Source organism: Deltaproteobacteria bacterium, from assembly GCA_016213065.1.
In the GTDB taxonomy this organism is placed as follows: domain Bacteria; phylum UBA10199; class UBA10199; order SPLOWO2-01-44-7; family SPLOWO2-01-44-7; genus JACRBV01.
Genome location: JACRBV010000012.1, coordinates 1 through 20224, shown reverse-complemented (window position 1 = coordinate 20224; position 20224 = coordinate 1). Strand labels below are relative to the sequence as shown.

24 protein-coding genes and 1 tRNA gene are annotated in these 20224 nt (G+C 46.0%); 12 read left to right on the top strand and 13 right to left on the bottom strand.

Features of this window, described 5'->3' with window-relative positions:
* Position 1 precedes the first annotated feature (1 nt).
* The 6 genes from HY877_00700 (at position 2) to HY877_00675 (ending at position 5005) form a co-directional block, all read left to right on the top strand.
* Positions 2 to 997, top strand: a complete 996-nt coding sequence (locus HY877_00700; GenBank protein ID MBI5298808.1) for an ABC transporter permease — start codon at positions 2 to 4, stop codon at positions 995 to 997.
* Positions 998 to 1113: 116 nt separating this feature from the next.
* Positions 1114 to 1962 carry an ABC transporter permease gene (locus HY877_00695; protein MBI5298807.1) on the top strand — a complete coding sequence of 283 codons (849 nt, stop codon included), beginning with the start codon at positions 1114 to 1116 and terminating at the stop codon, positions 1960 to 1962.
* A gap of 30 nt (positions 1963 to 1992) precedes the next feature.
* Positions 1993 to 2961, top strand: coding sequence for an ABC transporter ATP-binding protein (locus HY877_00690; protein ID MBI5298806.1), 969 nt, complete (start codon positions 1993 to 1995; stop codon positions 2959 to 2961).
* Positions 2962 to 2964: 3 nt separating this feature from the next.
* Positions 2965 to 3954 carry an ATP-binding cassette domain-containing protein gene (locus tag HY877_00685; GenBank protein ID MBI5298805.1) on the top strand — a complete coding sequence of 330 codons (990 nt, stop codon included), beginning with the start codon at positions 2965 to 2967 and terminating at the stop codon, positions 3952 to 3954.
* Between the two features lie 99 nt (positions 3955 to 4053).
* Entirely contained in the window at positions 4054 to 4398 is a 345-nt protein-coding gene (locus HY877_00680) for a type II toxin-antitoxin system Phd/YefM family antitoxin (GenBank protein ID MBI5298804.1), read from the top strand.
* Complete coding sequence (locus HY877_00675) at positions 4376 to 5005, top strand: hypothetical protein (GenBank protein MBI5298803.1); 630 nt, start codon at positions 4376 to 4378, stop codon at positions 5003 to 5005. The genes HY877_00680 and HY877_00675 overlap by 23 nt, the downstream gene beginning before the upstream one ends.
* 43 nt (positions 5006 to 5048) lie before the next feature.
* Here HY877_00675 and HY877_00670 read toward each other — a convergent pair whose 3' ends face one another.
* The 5 genes from HY877_00670 to HY877_00650 all read right to left on the bottom strand — a co-directional run bounded on the left by HY877_00670 (position 5049) and on the right by HY877_00650 (position 7131).
* Positions 5049 to 5486 (bottom strand): HEPN domain-containing protein, encoded by a 438-nt coding sequence (locus HY877_00670; GenBank protein MBI5298802.1) that lies wholly within the window; start codon positions 5484 to 5486, stop codon positions 5049 to 5051.
* Positions 5449 to 6063 carry a nucleotidyltransferase domain-containing protein gene (locus tag HY877_00665; GenBank protein ID MBI5298801.1) on the bottom strand — a complete coding sequence of 205 codons (615 nt, stop codon included), beginning with the start codon at positions 6061 to 6063 and terminating at the stop codon, positions 5449 to 5451. Before HY877_00665 ends, HY877_00670 begins: the two co-directional genes overlap by 38 nt.
* Before the next feature lie 120 nt (positions 6064 to 6183).
* Positions 6184 to 6399 (bottom strand): DUF2283 domain-containing protein, encoded by a 216-nt coding sequence (locus HY877_00660; GenBank protein ID MBI5298800.1) that lies wholly within the window; start codon positions 6397 to 6399, stop codon positions 6184 to 6186.
* The gene (locus HY877_00655) at positions 6396 to 6674 is read right to left on the bottom strand and encodes a DUF4258 domain-containing protein (protein MBI5298799.1); all 279 of its coding nucleotides are present in this window, start codon (positions 6672 to 6674) and stop codon (positions 6396 to 6398) included. Before HY877_00655 ends, HY877_00660 begins: the two co-directional genes overlap by 4 nt.
* 184 nt (positions 6675 to 6858) lie before the next feature.
* Positions 6859 to 7131: an HU family DNA-binding protein gene (locus HY877_00650; GenBank protein ID MBI5298798.1), complete on the bottom strand. Its 273-nt coding sequence runs from the start codon at positions 7129 to 7131 to the stop codon at positions 6859 to 6861.
* A gap of 257 nt (positions 7132 to 7388) precedes the next feature.
* Here HY877_00650 and gyrA point away from each other — a divergent pair, with 257 nt between their 5' ends.
* Entirely contained in the window at positions 7389 to 11264 is a 3876-nt protein-coding gene (gyrA, locus tag HY877_00645; GenBank protein MBI5298797.1) for a DNA gyrase subunit A, read from the top strand.
* A 51-nt stretch (positions 11265 to 11315) separates the two neighbouring features.
* On the top strand, positions 11316 to 11750 hold the full coding sequence (gene ndk, locus HY877_00640; protein ID MBI5298796.1) for a nucleoside-diphosphate kinase: 435 nt from the start codon (positions 11316 to 11318) through the stop codon (positions 11748 to 11750).
* 226 nt (positions 11751 to 11976) lie between these two features.
* Here the strand turns inward: ndk and HY877_00635 are convergent, their stop codons facing one another.
* Both HY877_00635 and HY877_00630 read right to left on the bottom strand, forming a co-directional pair.
* Positions 11977 to 13029 (bottom strand): hypothetical protein, encoded by a 1053-nt coding sequence (locus HY877_00635; GenBank protein ID MBI5298795.1) that lies wholly within the window; start codon positions 13027 to 13029, stop codon positions 11977 to 11979.
* Positions 13026 to 14594, bottom strand: coding sequence for an aldehyde dehydrogenase family protein (locus HY877_00630; GenBank protein ID MBI5298794.1), 1569 nt, complete (start codon positions 14592 to 14594; stop codon positions 13026 to 13028). Before HY877_00630 ends, HY877_00635 begins: the two co-directional genes overlap by 4 nt.
* Before the next feature lie 65 nt (positions 14595 to 14659).
* On the opposite strand from HY877_00630, the gene HY877_00625 reads away from it, so the two are divergent.
* The gene (locus HY877_00625) at positions 14660 to 15100 is read left to right on the top strand and encodes a hypothetical protein (protein ID MBI5298793.1); all 441 of its coding nucleotides are present in this window, start codon (positions 14660 to 14662) and stop codon (positions 15098 to 15100) included.
* Here the strand turns inward: HY877_00625 and HY877_00620 are convergent.
* From HY877_00620 to HY877_00600, 5 genes are all read right to left on the bottom strand, one after another.
* Positions 15087 to 16100 (bottom strand): tagatose 1,6-diphosphate aldolase, encoded by a 1014-nt coding sequence (locus HY877_00620; protein MBI5298792.1) that lies wholly within the window; start codon positions 16098 to 16100, stop codon positions 15087 to 15089. The two genes, HY877_00625 and HY877_00620, sit on opposite strands and share 14 nt — an antisense overlap.
* A 41-nt stretch (positions 16101 to 16141) precedes the next feature.
* Positions 16142 to 16215 (bottom strand) — tRNA-Gly (locus HY877_00615).
* A gap of 230 nt (positions 16216 to 16445) precedes the next feature.
* Positions 16446 to 17978 carry a Fic family protein gene (locus tag HY877_00610; GenBank protein ID MBI5298791.1) on the bottom strand — a complete coding sequence of 511 codons (1533 nt, stop codon included), beginning with the start codon at positions 17976 to 17978 and terminating at the stop codon, positions 16446 to 16448.
* Positions 17979 to 18094: 116 nt separating this feature from the next.
* Positions 18095 to 18517, bottom strand: a complete 423-nt coding sequence (locus HY877_00605) for a type II toxin-antitoxin system VapC family toxin (GenBank protein MBI5298790.1) — start codon at positions 18515 to 18517, stop codon at positions 18095 to 18097.
* Positions 18514 to 18801, bottom strand: a complete 288-nt coding sequence (locus HY877_00600; protein MBI5298789.1) for a type II toxin-antitoxin system prevent-host-death family antitoxin — start codon at positions 18799 to 18801, stop codon at positions 18514 to 18516. Before HY877_00600 ends, HY877_00605 begins: the two co-directional genes overlap by 4 nt.
* Before the next feature lie 83 nt (positions 18802 to 18884).
* On the opposite strand from HY877_00600, the gene HY877_00595 reads away from it, so the two are divergent.
* The 3 genes from HY877_00595 to HY877_00585 are packed head-to-tail and all read left to right on the top strand — an operon-like array spanning position 18885 to position 19640.
* Positions 18885 to 19142 (top strand): DNA gyrase inhibitor YacG, encoded by a 258-nt coding sequence (locus HY877_00595; protein ID MBI5298788.1) that lies wholly within the window; start codon positions 18885 to 18887, stop codon positions 19140 to 19142.
* Complete coding sequence (locus HY877_00590; GenBank protein MBI5298787.1) at positions 19132 to 19380, top strand: hypothetical protein; 249 nt, start codon at positions 19132 to 19134, stop codon at positions 19378 to 19380. Before HY877_00595 ends, HY877_00590 begins: the two co-directional genes overlap by 11 nt.
* Entirely contained in the window at positions 19377 to 19640 is a 264-nt protein-coding gene (locus HY877_00585) for a hypothetical protein (GenBank protein ID MBI5298786.1), read from the top strand. Before HY877_00590 ends, HY877_00585 begins: the two co-directional genes overlap by 4 nt.
* Here HY877_00585 and HY877_00580 read toward each other — a convergent pair.
* Entirely contained in the window at positions 19621 to 20148 is a 528-nt protein-coding gene (locus tag HY877_00580) for a HAMP domain-containing histidine kinase (protein ID MBI5298785.1), read from the bottom strand. The two genes, HY877_00585 and HY877_00580, sit on opposite strands and share 20 nt — an antisense overlap.
* Between the last annotated feature and the right edge of the window lie 76 nt (positions 20149 to 20224).

Here is a 20224-nt window from a genome sequence, read left to right as displayed (position 1 = left end):
AATGTTTCGATACCTATTCAAACGACTTTTGATGATTGTCCCAACGATGTTTGGAATTGTTTTGATCACATTTATTGTGATCCGCTTGGCGCCCGGTGATCCGGCGGAAATGAAGATCCATGCCTCTGCGAAGGGTATGATTTCTGGAAGAGCCGCCACAAAAATCATCGAAGACACCCGCAAACTCTACGGACTTGATAAACCACTTCCAACACAATTTGCGCTTTGGATGAAACGCGTGGTGACTTTTGATTTTGGGACTTCTTACAAAGACCATCAACCTGTGCTGAAAAAAATTGCCCAAACGTTGCCTATCACGCTGGCGCTGAACATCATCACGCTTTTGATTGTTTATCTTGTTTCCATCCCGTGGGGAATTTTGTCCGCCGTCAAACCGGTTGGATGGTTTGACAGACTTAGCGCCGTATTTTTGTATGTTTTATATTCTCTTCCGTCTTTCTGGATCGCCATGCTTCTGATTGTTTTTGTGGCGGGCGGCGATTATCTCAACTGGTTTCCGATCGCGGGAATTATTTCGGATGGTGCCGAGAATCTTTCTCTTTTTCAAAAACTCGGGAATATCACATGGCATCTTGTTCTGCCGGTTGTCTGTCTTACCTACGGCAGTTTCGCATTCCTCGCGCGTTTCAGCCGCGCCACGATGCTGGAAGTAGTTCATCAAGATTACATTCGCACAGCGCGCGCCAAAGGTTTGAGCGAATGGAAAGTTATTTTGAAGCACGGATTTCGCAATGCTCTCATTCCGCAGTTGACGCTGATGGGAACTTTATTGCCGGCTTTGCTTGGTGGCAGTGTCATCATCGAACAAATTTTTGCAATTCCCGGAATGGGAAGACTTGGATTTGAGGCGGTCTTGAGCAGAGACTATCCTCTCATCATGGCGATCGCAACCATCGATGCCATGTTAACATTGGTGAGTTTGCTGTTGAGCGATTTACTTTACGTAATGGTAGATCCAAGGATTTCATTTGAATAAACATCCACGGAAAAGGTGGGTCCTGTCAGGCGAATACTTGCACGCCCTCCCGAAAGATCGGGCTGACAAGCATTCGCCTGCCACCCACCTTTTCAGAGAGATAGAGAGAATTTATAATGAAACAATCTTATTGGCGATTGGTTTGGCAACAATATAGCCGTTCGAAATTGGCGGTGATTGCTTTGGTGCTGGTTTTGCTCATGGGGGTTTTAGCGGTTGGCGCTCCGTGGATCAGTCCCTATTCTCCCGATGCGTATGATCTCGACCAAATTTTGAAAGCCCCAAGTTGGATTCATTGGTTGGGGACCGATGATCTGGGGCGCGATGTTTTGAGCCGTCTTCTTTACGGTTCGCGCATTTCTCTCAGTGTTGGTTTTGTGGCGGTGGGTATTTATGTTGCCATCGGAATTTTTCTTGGCGCCTTGGCCGGTTACTATGGCGGTTGGATCGACATGCTTATTTCCAGAGCTATTGAAGTGATGCTGTGTTTTCCAACTTTCTTTTTAATTCTTGCCGTTCTCGCTTTCGTCGGTCCCAGTATTTACAACATCATGGTCGTGATTGGCGTAACGCAGTGGACCGGAATTGCGCGTTTGATTCGCGGGGAATTTTTGAAATTCAGGAATCAGGATTTTGTGAAAGCGGTTCGACAACAAGGCGCGTCGAATTTTCGGATTATTTTTAAACATCTTTTGCCAAACAGTTTGGCGCCGGTGCTCGTGAGCGCCAGCTTTGGTGTTGCGGCGGCAATTTTGACCGAGAGTGCGCTGTCATTTTTGGGATTTGGAGTTCCGCCACAAGTGCCAAGTTGGGGCGCCATTTTGTCTCAGGCGCAAGCCTTTATGGATGTGGCTTGGTGGCTCACATTATCTCCGGGCTTCGCAATTTTTATCACAATCACCGCTTATAATTTAGTAGGCGAAGCATTAAGAGACGCGATTGATCCGAGGTTGAAAAACGTGTAATTCCCTTCAAGGGAGAGGTGAAAAGGAGAGATATCTTTGTTGCTGGAAGTCAAAAATTTGCGGACTTATTTTTATATTCCCGCGGGGATTGTGAAAGCGGTGGATGATGTTTCTTTTATCATCAACAAAAGAGAGTCGGTGGGGCTTGTGGGGGAATCGGGCTCCGGCAAGAGTGTGATGTCCCTATCTCTCATGCGTCTTATTTCTCCGCCCGGGAAAACCGTTGGCGGTGAGGTTTTGTGGAATGGGACGGATTTGTTGCAACTTCCAGAAAAAGAAATGCGCAAAATTCGCGGCAAAAATATCGCGATGGTTTTTCAGGAACCCATGAGTTCGCTCAATCCCGTTTTTACAATCGGCGATCAGATTGGCGAAGCGATTATTATCCATGAGGGGGGAACGAAAAAACAGGTGACTTCCCGCATTTTGGAACTTCTGCACATGGTTGGGATTCCCTCTCCCAAAGAGAGAATCGACGATTACCCTCATCAACTCTCGGGTGGTATGCGCCAACGCGTAATGATTGCGATGGCTCTAGCCTGCAAACCCGATTTGCTGATTGCCGACGAACCGACGACGGCGCTGGATGTTACTATTCAGGCGCAAATTCTGGAGCTCTTGGCGAAATTGCAACAGGAACTAGGGATGGCTCTCCTTTTGATTTCGCACGATCTCGGTGTGATAGCCGAAGTTTCAAACCGCGTGATGGTTATGTACGCGGGAGAATTGGTGGAAGAGGGACCCAGTGCCGATGTTTTTGCAAAACCACAACATCCGTATACCAAAGGATTGTTGGCCGCGATTCCGCCTTTGAAAAAATTACCGAAGGATCAGCTTTTGGCCACCATTCCCGGGGATGTTCCGTCTCTCATGAATTTGCCGGCGGCCTGTTATTTTCAAAATCGTTGCCCAAAAGTGCAGGCGAGGTGCCGCGCAGAAAAACCGTTGATGGAAGAAAAATTGCCGAAACAGACAGCCCGCTGTTTTTATCCGGGATAAAACATGAATTTATTGAAAGCTGAAAATCTGATGAAATATTTCCCAACTGGCGGCGGTTTTTTTGGCCGGGGAAAAAAGTTTGTCCACGCGGTGAACGGTGTTTCCTTTGAATTAGCCAAAGGAGAAACTCTGGGAATTGTGGGAGAATCCGGTTGCGGTAAAACTACACTGGGAAATCTTTTGATCCATTTGCTGAAACCCAACGCAGGGAAAATATTTTTCGACGGACAGGATATTTCCGCGGTTTCAAAGAAAAAATTAAGAGAATTGCGCGCCCGCATGCAGATGATTTTTCAGGACCCCTTCGCCTCTTTGAATCCCCGCATGCAGGTGGGTGAAATTATCGAAGAACCCCTCATCATTCACAAACGCGGCAATGCTAAACAGCGGGAAGAAGAAGTTGCGGAATTATTGGAGTTGGTGGGTTTGAGTGCCGATGATTACAACAAATACCCCCACGAATTCAGCGGCGGCCAGCGTCAACGCGTCGGTATTGCGCGGGCCATTGCATTGAAACCCGATCTGATTGTGGCCGATGAACCTCTTTCGGCGTTGGATGTTTCCATTCAGGGTGAAATTTTGAATCTGTTCAAAAAATTGCAGAAGCAATTTCATCTCACCACCATTTTTATTTCGCACGATTTGAAAGTAGTCTCCCAAATCAGCGATCGCATTGCCGTGATGTATCTGGGAAAAATTGTGGAAACATTTCCCGCGGAACAATTGGCTTATGTACAACATCCCTACACGCAGGCTTTAATCTCCGCAGTCCCTCTCCCAAATCCCGAACACAAAATCGAAAGAATCCCATTAAAAGGGGACGTTCCCTCCGCCATCCTACTCTCCACAGGCTGTTCCTTCCACCCGCGCTGTACCTATTGCGAAGACCTCTGCGTACGCACAGAGCCGCCGCTAGAAAATCACGGCCGCCCAGACCAACAAAGCGCCTGCCACTTCACCAACAAAGTCCCCAAAGAGATGAAGATTGGGTAATCTTGACAGACTAGTTAAAAGACTATTATAATAGTCAAGACACGGCTTTGCCGGGTCGCGAAGCAAACTCGGAGAGTTTGCGGAGTATAAATAGCCCTTATGAACACCAACCTTCTCAATATCGATTTTGAACCTTTAACTGAGGTAAAGGCCAAGCTCTCCGAAAAAGTTGCCAAGGTCAGTGGACAAAAACGTCTGTTGGCTATTACACTCAACGGTAAGCCGGCCGCCATTTTAGTTCCTTATTCCGAATTTCTTTCGTGGGTCGGAGAAAAAGAAGCGCCGGTTTATGTCCCACGCAAAATAAGTCTGACAGAGTGGGAAAAAGAAAGACCGCAGAGAAAGGCCGTTGTTGAATCCATCAAAAATATGTTTGATATTTCCAAACTCAGTCGCAAAGGCCAAAAACCATATAAACAAAATGCGCTCAAAAAATTTAAATAATCTGAAAAGCCTCCTGCGCAAAGCCGCCGGGGAAAAAGATTTGGCCAGACGTGGTGTCAAAATTGCCGCCGTGATAGCTGAAGCTCTGCGCAAAATTGGCGAAGATCCTGTTTTGGTGGGTGGTGCGGCCGTTGAATTCTATACCGACGGCAATTATGCCACGAAAGATATCGACATGATTGCCATGGGAGGTCCTTTACTCTGGAAAGTAATGGAAGAATTGGGTTTCAAGAGGCGTGGAAAAGATTTTATAAATGAGCTCCTGAAAATTTACATCGAATTTCCATCGGCGACTTTGAATCCGGGTGAAAAAAGCGATCAAATTGATGTTGAGAGCATTCCACTGAAAATTATTTCCCTTGAAGATCTGATTGTCGATCGCCTTGCCGCTTATAAGTTTTGGAAATCCGGCATTGATGGACTCAACGCCCTTTTCCTTTTGGAGCTTGGAAAAGCCGACATGCAACGGTTGAGGGAGAGGGCGGGAGCTAAAGAAATTCAGGATGCCCTCGATTGGGTTCTCAAAATTTACGAAGAAGTGTTTCGTAAAAAATTAAGCAAGAGCGAGGCTTCTAAAAAACTGGAAGCCTGGTTTCAGAAGAAATAAAAACAAAAAAGCCTTTTGAGGTTTGAAACTCAAAAGGCTTTTTTCATTTGATCATTTTCTGAAGATATTTTTCGACGGTTTCGACAAAGTGTATGGCAAAATCGAACGCTGATTTTGCCTCCTGTTTGGAGACAGAACCGCTAACATCATAGATAACTCGATGTCTCTTGGAGCGCATTTTATCAAAGAGATATATTTCGTCTCCCAATTCCTTGCCTATGACGGCTTTCGCAAATCGCACGGCGGCCATATGCTGACCTTCTCCCGTTGCCGGCCGCCAGCCTTTGGCAAACATCAATGCTCTGGCCGCTTGCAATACAGCATTGTAGGCGATGCTAAAGGCCCAGTCGGAATCACTGCCCAAGAGTTTTCTGGCGGTGGCAATATCCCTTTTGGCCAGATTCAGGCGGTCTTTGGCCTGTGAAGCGCCCGCCTTAAATGGCCTAATCCATCCCTGTTTTTGCAAATCGCTTAAATTCATTTTCATCTCCGATCAACATTATTTTGGGTCCCTTGATGATTTGATCGATAAAGTCATTGCCCTTTTTTGATTTTTTCAAAAATTCCTTTTTGTCAAACAAAGAATATTGCACTTCTCTTCCGAGCTGTTTTTCCGCTTCTTTGATTGTTTTTGCCAGTACATTCGCGGAAATTTGACCGATCAAAAACAAATCAATATCGCTCTTTGGCCCTGCCTCTGTGGTTGCAAAGGAACCATAGATAAATGCGAACAACAAAGAGGAGAAGGGTTGCAGATATTTTTTAAGGATGTCACCAATGCCGGTCGTTTTTAGAACAAGTGACTGCAATTCAGAGTAGATGGGCGACGCTGTGTTCAACAGATAGTATTTGGCATTGGCTTTTGTTTCACTGGTAACCAGACCCAAATTTTCGAGTTTCTTCAATTCACGAACAACGGGAGTTGTGGATTGACAAATCCGTTTGGCCAATTGGCGGACATAAAAAGCTTCATTTGGATGAGTTACAAACAACGTGATGAGATTCGCTCTTGTTCTGGAGCCAAAAAGTATATGAAGTGCCGTTTGCGTTGTGCTCATATTGAGTACAATCATACTCAATATGAGTCTAAAAGCAAGCAGGTGTTCAAAAAACAAAAAAGCCTTTTGAGGTTTGAAACTCAAAAGGCTTTTTTCATTTCTTCCTGAACGGATTTTTGATTAAGCGACTTTCAGATTTTCCAGCTCCAATTTAAAGGAAGTCCCTTTAAGGTTTAAGTGTTCGCTGGCATCTAGGATTTCAATGCCAACGATTTCTTCGTGTGGGCCCAAGTCTACAGCGATGTCTTCGTTCAAACGGACCGTCGTAACTTGTGTCGGACCTTTTTTAAAGGATATGTATGCGGCATCCACTCGGGGATCATATTTTATTTTCATTGTTGTCCTCCAAAATAAAAAACATAAACAGTAATTACGACGTAACAACCTTTTTCCTCGACAACGATTGGCATCACCTGCTTAAGCGAATAGTGCCTGTTTTTCCATGTTTTTTCAAAGGGAAAGTTTTTTTTGAATGAAATTCGCTCCTTTTTGGCAATTTGCATCTCCCCTTCCCAAATGGTCTGAATAATTTCTTCCTGCGTGGTTCCTCTGTCTTTCAGTTGATCCAAAGCATGTTGGGAAAAAACTATTTCTTTTGTTTTGATAGGCACGGGGACTTAGTAGGTAAGTTTTGTAATGTTTTCAAGTTTTAAATGGAGTGTGTTTTATATAAAAACAAAAAAGCCTTTTGAGGTTTGAAACTCAAAAGGCTTTTCTATTTTACTCCGCAAACTCTTCGAGTTTGCTTCGCGGCTCCGCTTGCGGGGCCTTGACTTCTTCCTTCCTAAACGAACTTTAGATAACCCAATCTTTAAGCTGTTTGCCCGGTTTGAAACGCGGAACGCGGCGCGGCTTAATGTTGATTTGGGCCCCCGTCTGAGGATTGCGTCCCACACGGCCTTTTCTCTTGGCTGGATAGAATGTCCCGAAACCTGTCAGTGTAATTTTGTCATTCTTGCGAAGACATTTTGCGATGTTGTGTGTTGTTGCGTTGAGAAGTTTTTCGGATAGGGCTTTGGAGCATTTGCAATCCTTGGCGATATAGCTAACCAATTCTGCTTTTGTCATTTTCTTCACCCCCCTTCCTTCTCCGATTTATCAGCATTTGCGGTTCCACTCTTGTTGGATATCAAGAGCGATTGTGCTTTGCCGATACGAGCTGTGACGGCAACTTATTACACTGCTTTCACTTGCGTCAACCATAAACTCGCGCCAGACGCAAAAAAAAGAGCGATGCAACTCGCATCTTCAATCGTCTTCTCACTCTCCCGAAATGATATTTTGTAAATTGACTTTTTGGCATGTGGCTTGCATAATCCGTCGCCATGGCAAAGTCCGCAGAACTCGTTCCAATCAATATCGAAGAGGAGATGAAAGCTTCCTATCTTGATTACGCGATGAGCGTGATCATCGGTCGCGCGCTTCCCGACATTCGCGATGGTCTCAAGCCCGCTCATCGCCGCATTCTTTACGCGATGTTTCGCGAGGGACTTCTCTCCAATAAACGCTATTCAAACTGCGCCGGTGTGGTGGGAGAGGTACTTAAGAAATATCACCCCCACGGAGACGCCGCCGTTTATGACACATTGGTCCGCATGGCCCAAAGCTGGAACATGCGCTATCCCATGATCGACGGGCAAGGAAACTTTGGTTGTTTTACGGGAGACACCAGAATCCGCATGGCCAATGGAGAAACTAAATCTTTTGAGGAGCTTGTCGCTGATTACGCCAATGATAAAATCCACTTCACTTATACTGTTACACAAGATGGAAATGTGGCGATGGCTCCCATTCAAGCGCCCCGCCTGACCAAACAAAATACTCCCATTGTAGAAGTGACTTTGGACAACGGTGAAAAAATACGGTGTACACCGGACCATCGTTTTATGTTGCGAAATGGGACCTATCGCGAAGCTCAAAATTTAAAAACGGATGATTCCTTAATGCCTCTTTACAACCGATTTTATGATGGGAAGGATGTGAATTTAAAAAAATATGAAGAGATTTATAATCCCGCTACCGATTCCTGGGTTTTTGCCCATCATCTGGCAGATGCTTATAACTTAAACAGAAGTGTCTACCCCAAAAGTGCCGGCCGTGTACGTCACCACAAAGATTTCAATAAATTAAACAATGACCCAAGAAACATTATTCGCATGGGCTGGGGCGAACATCGTCGTCTCCATCATGAATATTTGAAAGTACTTTGGTCTAATCCAGAGTTTCAAAAGAAAATGAAAAGTGTTCTTTCCAATCTTTGGAAAGGCAGTGCATTTCGTAAGAAAACAATTGCCGCGATTGGGGAAGAAAATAAACGCCGTTGGCAAGACAAAACATTCCAAAAGAAACAGATGGAAGCCAAAAGAAAGCTTTGGAACGATTCTCAATTTCGTCAACGCATTCTCGAAGCCGGATTAAAGAAAAATGTTCTGCTTTACGGTTCCAAAGAGCAGAAGGAATCCATTAAAAAAGCCCAAAAAGAATGGCTTAATAAAATGTGGAAAGACCCTGCCTACGTTGCCTTGCAGAGAGAGTATATGAAGGAAATCTCCGCAAAAATTTGGTCGGACCCGGCTCATCGCGAAAAAATATCCCAGATTACCAGCAAGAAAGTGCAAGACCCCGTTGCACGGAAAGCTTTTGGCGATTTATCCAAAAAATGGTGGAGTGATCCATCCTATCGGGAATTTTGTTCCCAAGTTAGTAAACAACAGTGGCAAAATCCAAAATATCGGGAACAACACGCCAAACATCTTTCCAGTAACGGTCAAAAAACGACTCAATCCCGATTTTTAACAATTTGCCAACGTGCGATGCTTCAGCTTGGTGAACTGACAGAAAAAAATTACGAAGAGATCCGAAAATCAACCAAGGTTAAGGGAATCCTTCGGTTTGAACAAGGTTTTGAACGTTATTTTGCGAATAACCGCAGAGCACTGGAATTGGCTACTCAGTCGCATCATGGAAGACTCAACCACAAAGTTGTTTCGGTGGAATCCGCTGGGAGGGCTGACGTTTATGATCTTACTGTTGATGGAACCCACAATTTTTCTTTGGCCGCCGGTGTTTTTGTCCATAATTCCATAGACGGCGACTCTGCCGCCGCTTACCGTTACACGGAAGCGCGTCTCACAAAAATTGCGGAGGAGATGCTGGAGGAAATTGACAAGGAAACGGTCGACTTTATTCCCAATTTTGACGGCTCCACTATGGAACCCGTGGTGCTTCCCTCTAAAATTCCGAATCTTTTGCTCAACGGTTCCGATGGTATTGCGGTTGGGATGGCTACCAAAATTCCGCCTCATAATTTAAAAGAACTTTCGAATGCGTTGATTTCGTTGATTGATAAACCTTCCCTCACAATTCCAGAATTGATGAAACATGTGCCGGGTCCCGATTTCCCGACGGGTGCTTTTATCTGCGGCAGAGAGGGAATCAAAAATGCCTATGCCACGGGCCGCGGAAAAATTGTCATGCGGGCCAGAGCCCTCATTGAACCCATTGCGAAAGGGGATCGTGAAGCGATTATCGTCACTGAAATTCCGTATCAGGTGAATAAATCGCGACTCATCGAGCAGATTGCATACCTTGTTCAGGAAGGAAAACTGGAAGGGGTTTCCGATATTCGCGATGAGTCGGACAGAGAAGGTATGCGCGTTGTGGTGGAACTCAAACGCGGAGCGGTTGCCGGTATTGTTTTGAATCACCTCTACAAACACACTCTGATGGAAGAATCATACGGCGTGATTTTGCTGGCCATTGTCCACCAACAACCCAAAGTGTTGAATCTTAAAGAGGCGCTTCAATTTTTTATCGATCATCGCAGAGAAGTGGTCACCCGCAGAACCGTTTACGATCTCAAACAGGCGGAGGCGCGTGCCCATGTTTTGGAAGGGTTGAAAATTGCGCTGGATCACATTGATGAAGTGATTGCCCTTATCAAAAAATCGAAAGAACCACAGGCCGCCAAAGAAGCTCTGCGTTTGAAGTTTAAATTAAGCGAAATTCAGGCTCAGGCCATTTTGGATATGCGACTGCAACGCCTGACCGGACTTGAAAGAACCAAAATTTTGGAAGAACTGGAAGAATTGTTGAAGTTCATCAAAGAATGCAAAGCGATTTTGGCCGATGAACGCCGCATCATGAAAATTATTTCAGACGAGATCAAAGAAATTCGCGACAAATATGGTGATGAACGCCGCACAGAAATTCAGGGCGCCGCCGAAGAAATTAACGAGGAAGATTTGATTCAGGAAGAAGAGATGGTGGTTACCATCAGCCATGGCGGTTACATCAAACGCAACGCCGTCAGTATTTATCGTGCGCAAAGGCGCGGCGGACGCGGAAAAACGGGGATGGCTACCCGCGATGAAGACTTTGTGGAAGATTTGTTTATCGCCTCAACAAAAAGTTATTTGCTGGTTTTCACCACGCGTGGACGACTTTTCTGGCTCAAAGTCCATGAAATTCCGCAAGCGGGGCGCGTGACAAAAGGAAAAGTCATCAGCAATCTTGTTCAAATTTCCTCCGAAGAAAAAATCGCCGCCATCATGCCTGTGAAGGAATTTATGGAAGGGCATTCGGTTATAATGGTGACGCGTCAGGGGACGATCAAAAAAACGGAATTGACGGCGTTTAGTCATCCCAGAGCCAGCGGCATTATTGCCATTGGTTTGGATCAAGGTGATGAAATGGTGGCCGCCAAACTGACCAATGGAAAACAGGAAATTGTTTTGTCGACGCGTCGCGGGAAAGCGATCCGCTTCCATGAGGAAGACGTTCGCAACATGGGACGTCAAGCCGGCGGGGTGCGCGGCATTCAGCTTGAAAAAGGGGATGAGGTTGTCAGCATGGAGGTTGTCAACGGCAACAACGCGGTTCTCCTGACAGTGACGGAAAAAGGTTACGGAAAAAGAACCGAGCTCAAAGAATATCGCATACAGTCACGTGGCGGGAGCGGTATTTTCACTTGCAAAGTGACCGAAAAAAATGGTGTGGTCATCGGCGTGATGCAGGTCACCGACGGCGAAGACATCATGTTGGTGTCCGATAAAGGAAAAATAATACGAACCGCAGTATCCGGCATTTCTTTACAGGGAAGAGCTACGCAGGGAGTGCGCCTGATCAATGTTGAAGAAGGAGAAAAGGTAACCTCAGTGGCCCGTCTTGCAGAGAAAGACGAAGAAACAGAAACGCAATAAGTCCGTGGTCCATAGTCTATGGTCCATGGTCCTGCCCAAGGAGGAAGTTCAATGGCAATCGAGAAGACACTGGCGATTATCAAGCCAGATGCGCTGGAAAAGGGAATCATCGGTGAAGTTTGCAAAAGAGTCGAAGACGGGGGATTGAAAATTATCGGCATCAAAATGATGCAACTGTCTCCGAAAAAAGCGGAAGGGTTTTACGCCGTACATCAGGGAAAACCGTTTTTTGCGAGTCTCGTTAAATATATGACGAGTGGTCCAGTCGTGGTGCTTTGCCTTGAAGGGGAAAACGCCATCAAACGTTGGAGAGATGCAATGGGTGCTACCGATCCTGAAAAGGCGGCCGCAGGAACACTGCGTAAAGATTTCGGAACCAACATCGAACGCAACGTCACACACGGAAGTGATTCGCCGGACACAGCCCGCGCCGAAGTTAATTTTTTCTTCGAATCAAGCGACCTCGTCCACTACGAATGGCTTTAATTAGATTAGAGGGTACATCCGGAAACCGTGATAATTGGGAACCTCCCAAAACTGCCCAGATGCTAGGCGCCCGTGAACCCGCAACCGGAGCATACCTTTAATGGTATGTGAGGATTGCGGGTTCGCGGGCAACAACGCAGATGGGCAGTTTTCGGAGGTTCCCTAGAGTTTGCCTCTCAAATCCGTGAAGAAGCCATCAAGGAAGCGTTGCCATGGAATCATCACATCAGTTGCCGGTCGCTTGTCCTTGATCCTGTTTCTTTTCCCCGGGTACTTTAAATTTAATCGTTTTTTTGACTTTAATGGATTCTTCTTTCTTCTCTTTCACTGGTTTTATTTTTTTGAGTTTTTCACTGGCGTTGATGTCGGAATATTTTTCGTCATACAAATCAAACCATGGGTAATTGTACAATGCGTAATCTTTTTTGGTGATTGGTGTGTCCGGTGGTTTTTGTCCCGTGATTTTTTCAAATTGAGTGCTGTTGACGATGTGAACATAAAGCGTTCCAAATTTTTTCAGATCCCAAGTGTTGAAGCCGTAAGGATCGGGATAAATTTTTTGGCGCATTTTGCCACCCGCCCCCAAACCCATTTGGGTGCCCCCTGCGGTGGTCGCTGAAGGAGTCATCATTTCAAAACCCACGCCCTTTTTTATGTCACGACTTGGCACCGGCTTTTTAAATATTCCTTTTTTAGGATCATAGAGTGTGATTTGCAAACCTCCCTCTGTTTCTTTACCGGTGATTTGTCCTTCAACCGTCATTTTTTTTCCAAGCGGCATTGCTATAAATTGACGGATGAAATCTTTGCCGGCTTTGATGCCATCAATCCATGGTTGAGGCGTTGGAGCCACCAAATAATCCTGATCCTTTTGTTGCTTTAAATCGGGAGTCCATGGATCTCCGGTCAGCACATTGATTTTGCCGATGCCGATTTTGAGAGCTCTGGGACGCCATTCTTCCCCACCAAAAGAAATCCACATCGCTTCGCGTTGGTACATCGGCATGAACACGCCGCCCTGTTCAACCCATTCTTTCGGGAGTTTGCTGGCGTAATCTTCAACGCGGTATAGGGGAAGTTTTCCCAATCCCGGTGGGAGCGGATATTGCTTTCCATCAACAGGAATGCGGAGCGTCCGTTGAAAAGAGATTGTGAAATCGTCGATGAAAAGAGTGTCGTTATTCACTTCCCATTTGAGCGGACCGTTCCCAAGCGGTTTGGCGAAGGCTGTCATTGCAAGAAGTGTGAGTGATGAAACAATCCAGAATATTTTTTTCATAGCACTCTCTCCGAAATCGTCTGCCAGTGAATGAAGCGAAGCAGGTGAGACCAATGTCCGGCTTTGTCATCGGTGCCGGAACCATACCATCCGCCAAAAGGCTCTGCGCCGACATAAGCGCCGGTGCATTTTCTGTTCAGATACATGTTGCCCGCCGTAAATTCTTTCGCCCTCTTTTTTAATTCTGGATTTTTTGTGAACAGGGCGCCGGTTAAAGCATAGGGTGTGCCATTGGCAATGCGCACCATGTCATCAAAATTTTTCGCTTTATAGAGTCCAAAAACCGGTCCGAAAATTTCGATGGAAGTTTCGGGTTGCGAAGGATTCAATCCTTCATGAATGGAAGGGGACACTCCCCAACCCGGAAAATTCTGAGCCGATTTTCCGCCGAGCAAAAACCGGGCCCCGGCTTTTTGAACGACAGTGCATTGATCCAAAATAGTTTTCTGTGCTCTCTCATCCACAACGCCGCCCAAGATTGCACCGGGTTCCGTCACATTTTTTGGAGAAATTTTTGAGAGTTGTTCGACAAGCGCCTGTTTAACTTTGTCGTAAAGATCTTCTTTGACAATCAAACGGGAAAGAGCCGAGCATTTCTGCCCTTGAAAACCCAATGCGCTGGTTTGCACCTGATCCAAAAGATATTGCAGATCATCAAAATCATTGACGGCGATGAAATCACATCCCCCCATTTCAGCCACCACGCGCTTGATCCATCTTTGACTTGTTTCGGCCGCAACACGGTTGATTTCCATGCCCACTTGGCGGCTTCCCGTGAGAGTGATGAGTGCTATATCGGGATGTTTTACCAAAAGCCGGCCGATTTCATGATGCGCGGGGCTGTCCACAAGCAGTTGCACGGGTGCGCCCGCTTCACAAATGAGTTCTGCCATGAAAGTGCCCGTGGCTGGGGCTCTGGGAGAGGGTTTGACGACCAACACATTGCCCATGACGGTTGGCGCGGCCCACATACCCGTGAAAATGGCGAAGGGAAAATTAAAAGGTGGAAGACTTAAACCCACGCCAATTGGTTTCGGATGCATCAGCGTGGTGTGGTGTTGAAGCGCCGTGATGCTTAAAAATTCGGGATCATGGATGAGCTCGCACGCGCGGGCGTAGTATTCAAGAAAGTCAACGCCTTCAGCCCAGTCGGCATAGGCTTCCAAAGCCGTCTTCCCGACTTCCAGCATCAACAGTCCCATGATGGTCCACTGGTGTTTGCAAGTAAGAGCGCGCACTTTTCGAATAATGTTTGTTCTTTCGTGAAAAGGTTTGGCTCCCCAAGAGAGCTGAATTTTTTTGGTATATTCGAGGGCTTCCAAAGCCTGCGTACCCGAGGCTATGGGAAAGGGACCGTATATTTCTGTTTTGTCGTTCGGATTGACGTTGGTGAAGGTGCCTTCGGTGCCATCGATCCATTTTTCACCGACCAAAATCTGGTGAGGCTTCTTTAAAATTTTTCTGGCTTCTTTCAAACCTGCAAGAAGCGTCTTATGCGTCTCCGTTTTTTCCCACGGATTGAGGATGGGGACATTCTGGAACTTTTTGAATTCATTGAGATTCATAAATTGACGCCTTTTTAAAAGCAGTGTACTTTCCGCTCAAAGGCCAATTGGCTAGGGAGGTTATTATGTTCGGGGGAAATTGCAAGTGTGATGTCAAGACTTGGGTTGTCCAAGGCTTTGTCATCGCCGTTTTGTATTTGGGGCTCGACATGTTTTTTCATCATTATTGTATGATGAAAATTTATGCGGCCCATGCCCATCTTTTCCGCCCTCTGGATGCGATGGTGCCTCTTCGCTGGTGGGGATATCTGGGTTATCTTGTTTTTGGGCTCTTGTTTGTCTGCATTTTCGCCGCGGGTTATGAAGCCGCGAAATCAAAAGTGGCTCAAGGGTTGCGTTACGGTTTGCTGATCGGACTTTTCTATCACGGGTCTTCGCTGTTGATTTCCGCTCCCTATATGCCATGGCCCAAGAGACTCCTCATCGACTGGTTCGCGATTGGGGTCGCGGAATGTATTATCTTGGGCTTTATCTTGGGGATGCTTTACAAACCTAAGAGCGCTTGATTTTATCCCAAACGGAGCTGGCTCCCTTATCAAGGATGGCGTTTAGAGCCTGAATGTTTTGTACGCCGCGGTCGGAGAGCCAGCTCTCCAGCGCCTTGATTCCTGATTTGGCATAAACGGGAATTCCATCTTTCCATGTGGCCCTGCCGCAAAGGACGCCGTTGAATTTTATGCCTGATTCACAGGCAAGCGTGAGGCTTTCCCTGAATTCCTCGTCACTGACACCCGCGCTTAAATAAATAAAGGGTTTTTTTGTGACGGCGGCAGAAGCTTTATAGTGTTCCATCGCTTCTTTTTTGGTGTAGGCAACCCCTTCATTTTTGAAAGATTTGGTTCCTTGGGTGAATTGCAGATTAACCGGTACTTCCACTTTCAGCACATCGACATGGTAGCGGTCTTTGGAAAACTCCTCCATGCTCTTTTTCACAATTTCCGGTTTTTGTTTGGCAAATGCAAGGTCTTTCCCCTCGCCGCCTTTTGTGTCGTAGCCGACAAACTCAAGAAAATAGGGGATATCCTGATAGGCACATTCCACGCCGATTCTTTCCACCCACGCTTTTTTGGTTTCGTTAATTTCTTTTTGTTCAAACGGATTGTAATAGAAAAGAATTTTAATGGCGTTGGCTCCGGCCTCTTTTAATTGAGAGACCGTCCATGTCGGCATTAAAATGGGAAGACGTCCCGGGCCGGTGTTATCGTAACCGGAAGATTCATAAGCCAGCAACAGCCCCGCGTTTTTGGAGCGTTGTTTCGCCGCTTCAATTCCATATTCAGGATCGAGCAAAATGGCGCTGGCATGAGGAGTCAGAATTTTGGTGACAGCCGTTTTGAATTCAGCCATCTGCTCCCAACTAATTTCTTTGGGATCAACTCCCTTGGCCTTGGCAATCGATTTCTTAAGCGAACCGCGTTGATCCATTGCCGCCGCGGCAATAACCCCTTTTTGATTCGCAACCTTTTCCATGTGCTTCAATTTTCCCGCCGTCATTGCAGTAGCCATTTTCTTCCTCCTTTGTTTCATAAATAAACTTCCATTATTATTGGAGCGGGTGAAGGGAATCGAACCCTCGTCTCAAGCTTGGGAAGCTCGCATTCTGCCATTGAACCACACCCGCAAGTTGTATTTCTCTTCACCGCGAAGCTGGTGAAGGGACGTCAAGGGCAATTCCCTTGTTTTTCTTTTTCTAGCCGCGTTAGCGGCGAGAGGGGGAGGCTCCAATGGCTTTGCCATTGGAGGGGGCGACGCGAGCCCCTATAGATAGCCAAGCTCGCATTCTGCCATTGAACCACACCCGCCAATGATGTGTGTCTCTATAATACCAACATCCCCCATGTCCACTCTGAATTAAATGTTCTTTGACTTCATTTCTGAAAGGATAAATTTTGCAAAAGGAGTGATGTTTTTGTGAACGGAAGCCTGTTCCAATGCATCCATATACACTTTTCGATGCTCCATTCGAATGATTGTCCAAGGGTATCCTCCCGAGACTAACATCAGGTTCATGAGGAATCTGCCGATGCGACCATTGCCATCCATGTATGGATGAATGTAAACGAAAATAAAATGTCCCAATACGGCGCGTACCGAAGCCTTCTTTTCTTTTTTTAGAAGAACGAACAAAGTTTCCATACAATCAACAACGGCACTGGCCGGTGGAGGAACGTGTCGTGAGTTTCGAATATACACCTGATTATTTCTGTACCCCGCAAGATCAGAAGTTTTCAGCAGATTGGCTTGTATCAAAGGCGAAAAAAGTTCTCTGTACCATGTTTGTAAATTCTCCTCGAAAATTTCTCCGGCATTTTTTTTCTTTGCGAGCAATGTCCGGATGTTTTTTGTTACTGCTTCAAAGGCCTGATGATAGCCAAAGGCCGCCAAAGCATTCCTGTGGTTTTTATCGTCTTCATTGTTGTCCGGGTCCCAATCACCCTTTGCGATTTTGTCAATCAGGGTTTCAGTGATTTGATAACCTTCGATAGAAAGGGAATGATAAGCATCTTGTGAATAAAGTCCGTGAATATATTTAAAAATTGTATCTGGTTTCTGATGGTAACCCGGTTCATCAGGAAACACTTTCAACACGGAGTCCCGCATTTTTTCCCAAAGAGCTGTGATGCGTCCGGTATAAGGCGATTTAAGTCCGGGGCTTTTTCCGATGATTGGTTCGTAAGTTAAGAACGGATTGGTTGTCGCAAGAATATGGCCCATTGCGGCCATGTCTTCTGCAATTTGATTTGCCTTGTTGTTCTCTCCGAGGGTGAAATAAGCTCCCACCAATCGGTTGGCGGCAGAGATCATTTGCCCTTCCAGCAGTATGCGTGAAATGTCGGAAACAGAAGGAAGCAGGCGAAGGGTGATTTCCACGTTGAGCGGTTTGTTTGAGAAGTAGGCGGGAGACAGTCTGCATAAAGCCAATGCAGGTGGCATGACATTGATGTTTCTTAGAGTCTCCATTTGCAATGGAAATTTTTTGGCCTCTTTGTAAAGAAACAGGGATGTGTTGTGGGGTAAAGCGACAATCTGATTACTGTTCTTTTTTGTAAGAACCGTTATTTGGTTTGCGATGGAGCTTTCACCGGAATGAAGATCAATGGAGGATTCCGCAGAGAGACAATATCCTTTTTTCCCAAACCGGTCTTCAAGATAATATCTTACAAAGGACCAGAATCCCCCAAACCATACAGTACTGCCACCGCCGGTTCCCGGTGTTGCGAGTAAATACCATCCTCTTATGATTGGCATTAAACACTTTGCCGCAATCAACCGGGCCTTGGTGTCCCGATCAATGTCCGTGGCTTTGAGAACGCCTTCCCTGCTTGCAGTTTTGGCTTTTGCCAAAGACAAAGCCAATAATTTGTTTGGAGCCTCTTTTTTCACTAGAAGTTAATGCTAACTTTTAATAGAAATTATGGCAAGTATTTTGTAGAATTTGATGACGACTTTCTGCCATTGAATCGCACCCGCATTGGAGGTAGGAGCGTCAACATGGCAAATCAGTTGAATCCTTCCGCATCCATGCCGGAGGCAACTGCCGCAAGACCTTGTCTTGTGTCGTGCGTCAGAAACAAGAGAGATTTATTCAACTGGATTTGTATTAGAAGCGCCGTCGCAATATGAAGGGCATCCAAGGTTCCAACCGTCGTCGGAAAAGGGTCCGAAGCGCGCCGCAAAATGGCCGGCTGAAGAGGAATGATTTCCACGGAAGCGCTGAAAGCCGTTAACAAACGAATTCTCAATGCGACTTCCTCTTGCGGCCAGCGATTTTGAATGCGAAGCCGGTCAATGGTGCGCAGTGCTTCCACGCGGGTTAGTTCGCTGGCATAAATTTTGTCGAATTGCTTCAGCTTTTGATAGGCATTGGGTTCTCCCAAAATATGCCGAAGAAGGATGGAGGTATCCAAAAAGGACGGCTTCATTTCTGCTCCAGATCGTCGGAGCGCTCTTCCAGAAGGACTTTTAAGGAATCGGTGCCTTTGCGTGCCTTTGGAACTTTAATTTTTTTAAGCATTTTTGGAGTCTGTTTTGCCGCCAAAATCGTGAGGCGGTCCGAAGGAGTTTGGTAAGGCAGGACTTGCGCAATGGGTGTTTCGCGGTCTGTCACGATGAGTGTTTCTCCCGCGCGAACCCGTTTGAGAAATCCGCTCAACTGACTTTTAAATTGTGCAATTTTTACCTGCGTCATGACTACATGTGACCACATCTGGACCTATTTGTCAAAGGAAACATTGTCGTTTGTCATAAAAAGCGGTTGAGTTTTGCCATGGCTTGAAATATCAGAAAAACATGCAGTCTAAATCCTGTCCATACTGCAAAAAGAAAACTCTGAAGAAGGATAATCCTTATTGGCCCTTCTGCTCGGAACGTTGCAAGTTGATTGACTTAGGGCAGTGGGCGAGTGGAAAATACTCCATCCCGGGCGAATCTATTCGCTCGCACGGGCAAAGCCCGTACTCGCTGAAGTCAGGGGGAGAGTCTCCCCCTGACAACCCCGTTTCCAAAGAGGACGAAGACGACGACGAAGGGAAAAATAATGTGGATTGAAATTGTTGGATGGCTGGGGATGGTTTTGCTTCTGGCCGTTTTTTTTCTCGCGTCGCATCGTTATTTGGATGATACGCGATGTCTGTATCATCTTATCAATATTTTGGGAGCCTGCGGTGTTATGATCAACGCTTTCAGCAAAGGCGTGTTGTCTGTAGGGTTTGTCGAAATCGCCTGGAGCATCATCGCCCTCGTTGGTATTTTTAATGCTTACAAACACTTGCGGAGGGCCGCGTGAATTGGAGCGATTATGTCGGCTGGTTTGGATTTGCGGTTGTTCTTTTCAGCTACGCGCAAGTAGCCACAAGACGCTGGCGCGTGCGCTCCGTGCCGAATCAGTTGGGGAATGTGATTGGCTCCGGTTCTTTGGGTATCAACAGTATTATTTACAGCGCCTGGGTACCTTTTTTTCTGAATTTGATTTGGGCTTTAATTGCTTCTTTTACACTCTTACAGCTTCTAAGGGAGAGAAACAAAACTATGTCGGTGACGCCTTAGTCGGTAAAGGGATTTGTATGTGAAAGATGGTGCCCTTTCCGGGTGCCGATGTTGCAGTTAAATTTCCTCCGCACTTTTCGATCACCTCTCTCACTACGGTCATGCCAATTCCGTTTCCATTCGTTTTATTATAGGTAAATCCACCCTGTAAAACTTTTTCAAGAATTTCCGGCGTCATTCCCGGCCCCGTGTCTTTGATATCAATGCGAATGGAGTTGCCGTCTGACGCGGTTATAATGGTCAGGTCCCCATTTCCCCGCATGGCCTCAACGGCGTTGGTGATAATATTAGTGAAGGCGCGTTTGAGATCATTCTTCTCCGCAGAAATTTGAAAGGGAGCAGTATGGTAATTCTTTTGAACTGTTAAATTTGGATATTTTTCCTGTAAAGCCAATTCCATCAGCAACTCATCGATGGTTTTATGAAGCGAAATCGCCGACGGAACTGCGAGAATTTTTCTTTCTGTGAGAAGTTCTTCCGCAATGTCCTCCAGCCTTTTTACGCTCATTTTGGTCAACTCCGCACATTTCGCACATTTGAGATTTGAAGAAACTTGGGAACTGCAGACATCATACGCAACTTTC

Excerpts from the sequence above, each read along its gene's own strand:
- HY877_00700 (MBI5298808.1), top strand. The coding sequence starts at position 2 with ATGTTTCGATACCTATTCAAACGACTTTTGATGATTGTCCCAACGATG.
- HY877_00695 (MBI5298807.1), top strand. The coding sequence starts at position 1,114 with ATGAAACAATCTTATTGGCGATTGGTTTGGCAACAATATAGCCGTTCG.
- HY877_00685 (MBI5298805.1), top strand. The coding sequence starts at position 2,965 with ATGAATTTATTGAAAGCTGAAAATCTGATGAAATATTTCCCAACTGGC.
- HY877_00680 (MBI5298804.1), top strand. The coding sequence starts at position 4,054 with ATGAACACCAACCTTCTCAATATCGATTTTGAACCTTTAACTGAGGTA.
- HY877_00675 (MBI5298803.1), top strand. The coding sequence starts at position 4,376 with ATGCGCTCAAAAAATTTAAATAATCTGAAAAGCCTCCTGCGCAAAGCC.
- HY877_00670 (MBI5298802.1), bottom strand. The coding sequence starts at position 5,486 with ATGAATTTAAGCGATTTGCAAAAACAGGGATGGATTAGGCCATTTAAG.
- HY877_00665 (MBI5298801.1), bottom strand. The coding sequence starts at position 6,063 with ATGAGCACAACGCAAACGGCACTTCATATACTTTTTGGCTCCAGAACA.
- HY877_00660 (MBI5298800.1), bottom strand. The coding sequence starts at position 6,399 with ATGAAAATAAAATATGATCCCCGAGTGGATGCCGCATACATATCCTTT.
- HY877_00650 (MBI5298798.1), bottom strand. The coding sequence starts at position 7,131 with ATGACAAAAGCAGAATTGGTTAGCTATATCGCCAAGGATTGCAAATGC.
- gyrA (MBI5298797.1), top strand. The coding sequence starts at position 7,389 with ATGGCAAAGTCCGCAGAACTCGTTCCAATCAATATCGAAGAGGAGATG.
- ndk (MBI5298796.1), top strand. The coding sequence starts at position 11,316 with ATGGCAATCGAGAAGACACTGGCGATTATCAAGCCAGATGCGCTGGAA.
- HY877_00635 (MBI5298795.1), bottom strand. The coding sequence starts at position 13,029 with ATGAAAAAAATATTCTGGATTGTTTCATCACTCACACTTCTTGCAATG.
- HY877_00630 (MBI5298794.1), bottom strand. The coding sequence starts at position 14,594 with ATGAATCTCAATGAATTCAAAAAGTTCCAGAATGTCCCCATCCTCAAT.
- HY877_00625 (MBI5298793.1), top strand. The coding sequence starts at position 14,660 with ATGTTCGGGGGAAATTGCAAGTGTGATGTCAAGACTTGGGTTGTCCAA.
- HY877_00620 (MBI5298792.1), bottom strand. The coding sequence starts at position 16,100 with ATGGCTACTGCAATGACGGCGGGAAAATTGAAGCACATGGAAAAGGTT.
- HY877_00605 (MBI5298790.1), bottom strand. The coding sequence starts at position 18,517 with ATGAAGCCGTCCTTTTTGGATACCTCCATCCTTCTTCGGCATATTTTG.
- HY877_00600 (MBI5298789.1), bottom strand. The coding sequence starts at position 18,801 with ATGTGGTCACATGTAGTCATGACGCAGGTAAAAATTGCACAATTTAAA.
- HY877_00595 (MBI5298788.1), top strand. The coding sequence starts at position 18,885 with ATGCAGTCTAAATCCTGTCCATACTGCAAAAAGAAAACTCTGAAGAAG.
- HY877_00590 (MBI5298787.1), top strand. The coding sequence starts at position 19,132 with ATGTGGATTGAAATTGTTGGATGGCTGGGGATGGTTTTGCTTCTGGCC.
- HY877_00580 (MBI5298785.1), bottom strand. The coding sequence starts at position 20,148 with ATGAGCGTAAAAAGGCTGGAGGACATTGCGGAAGAACTTCTCACAGAA.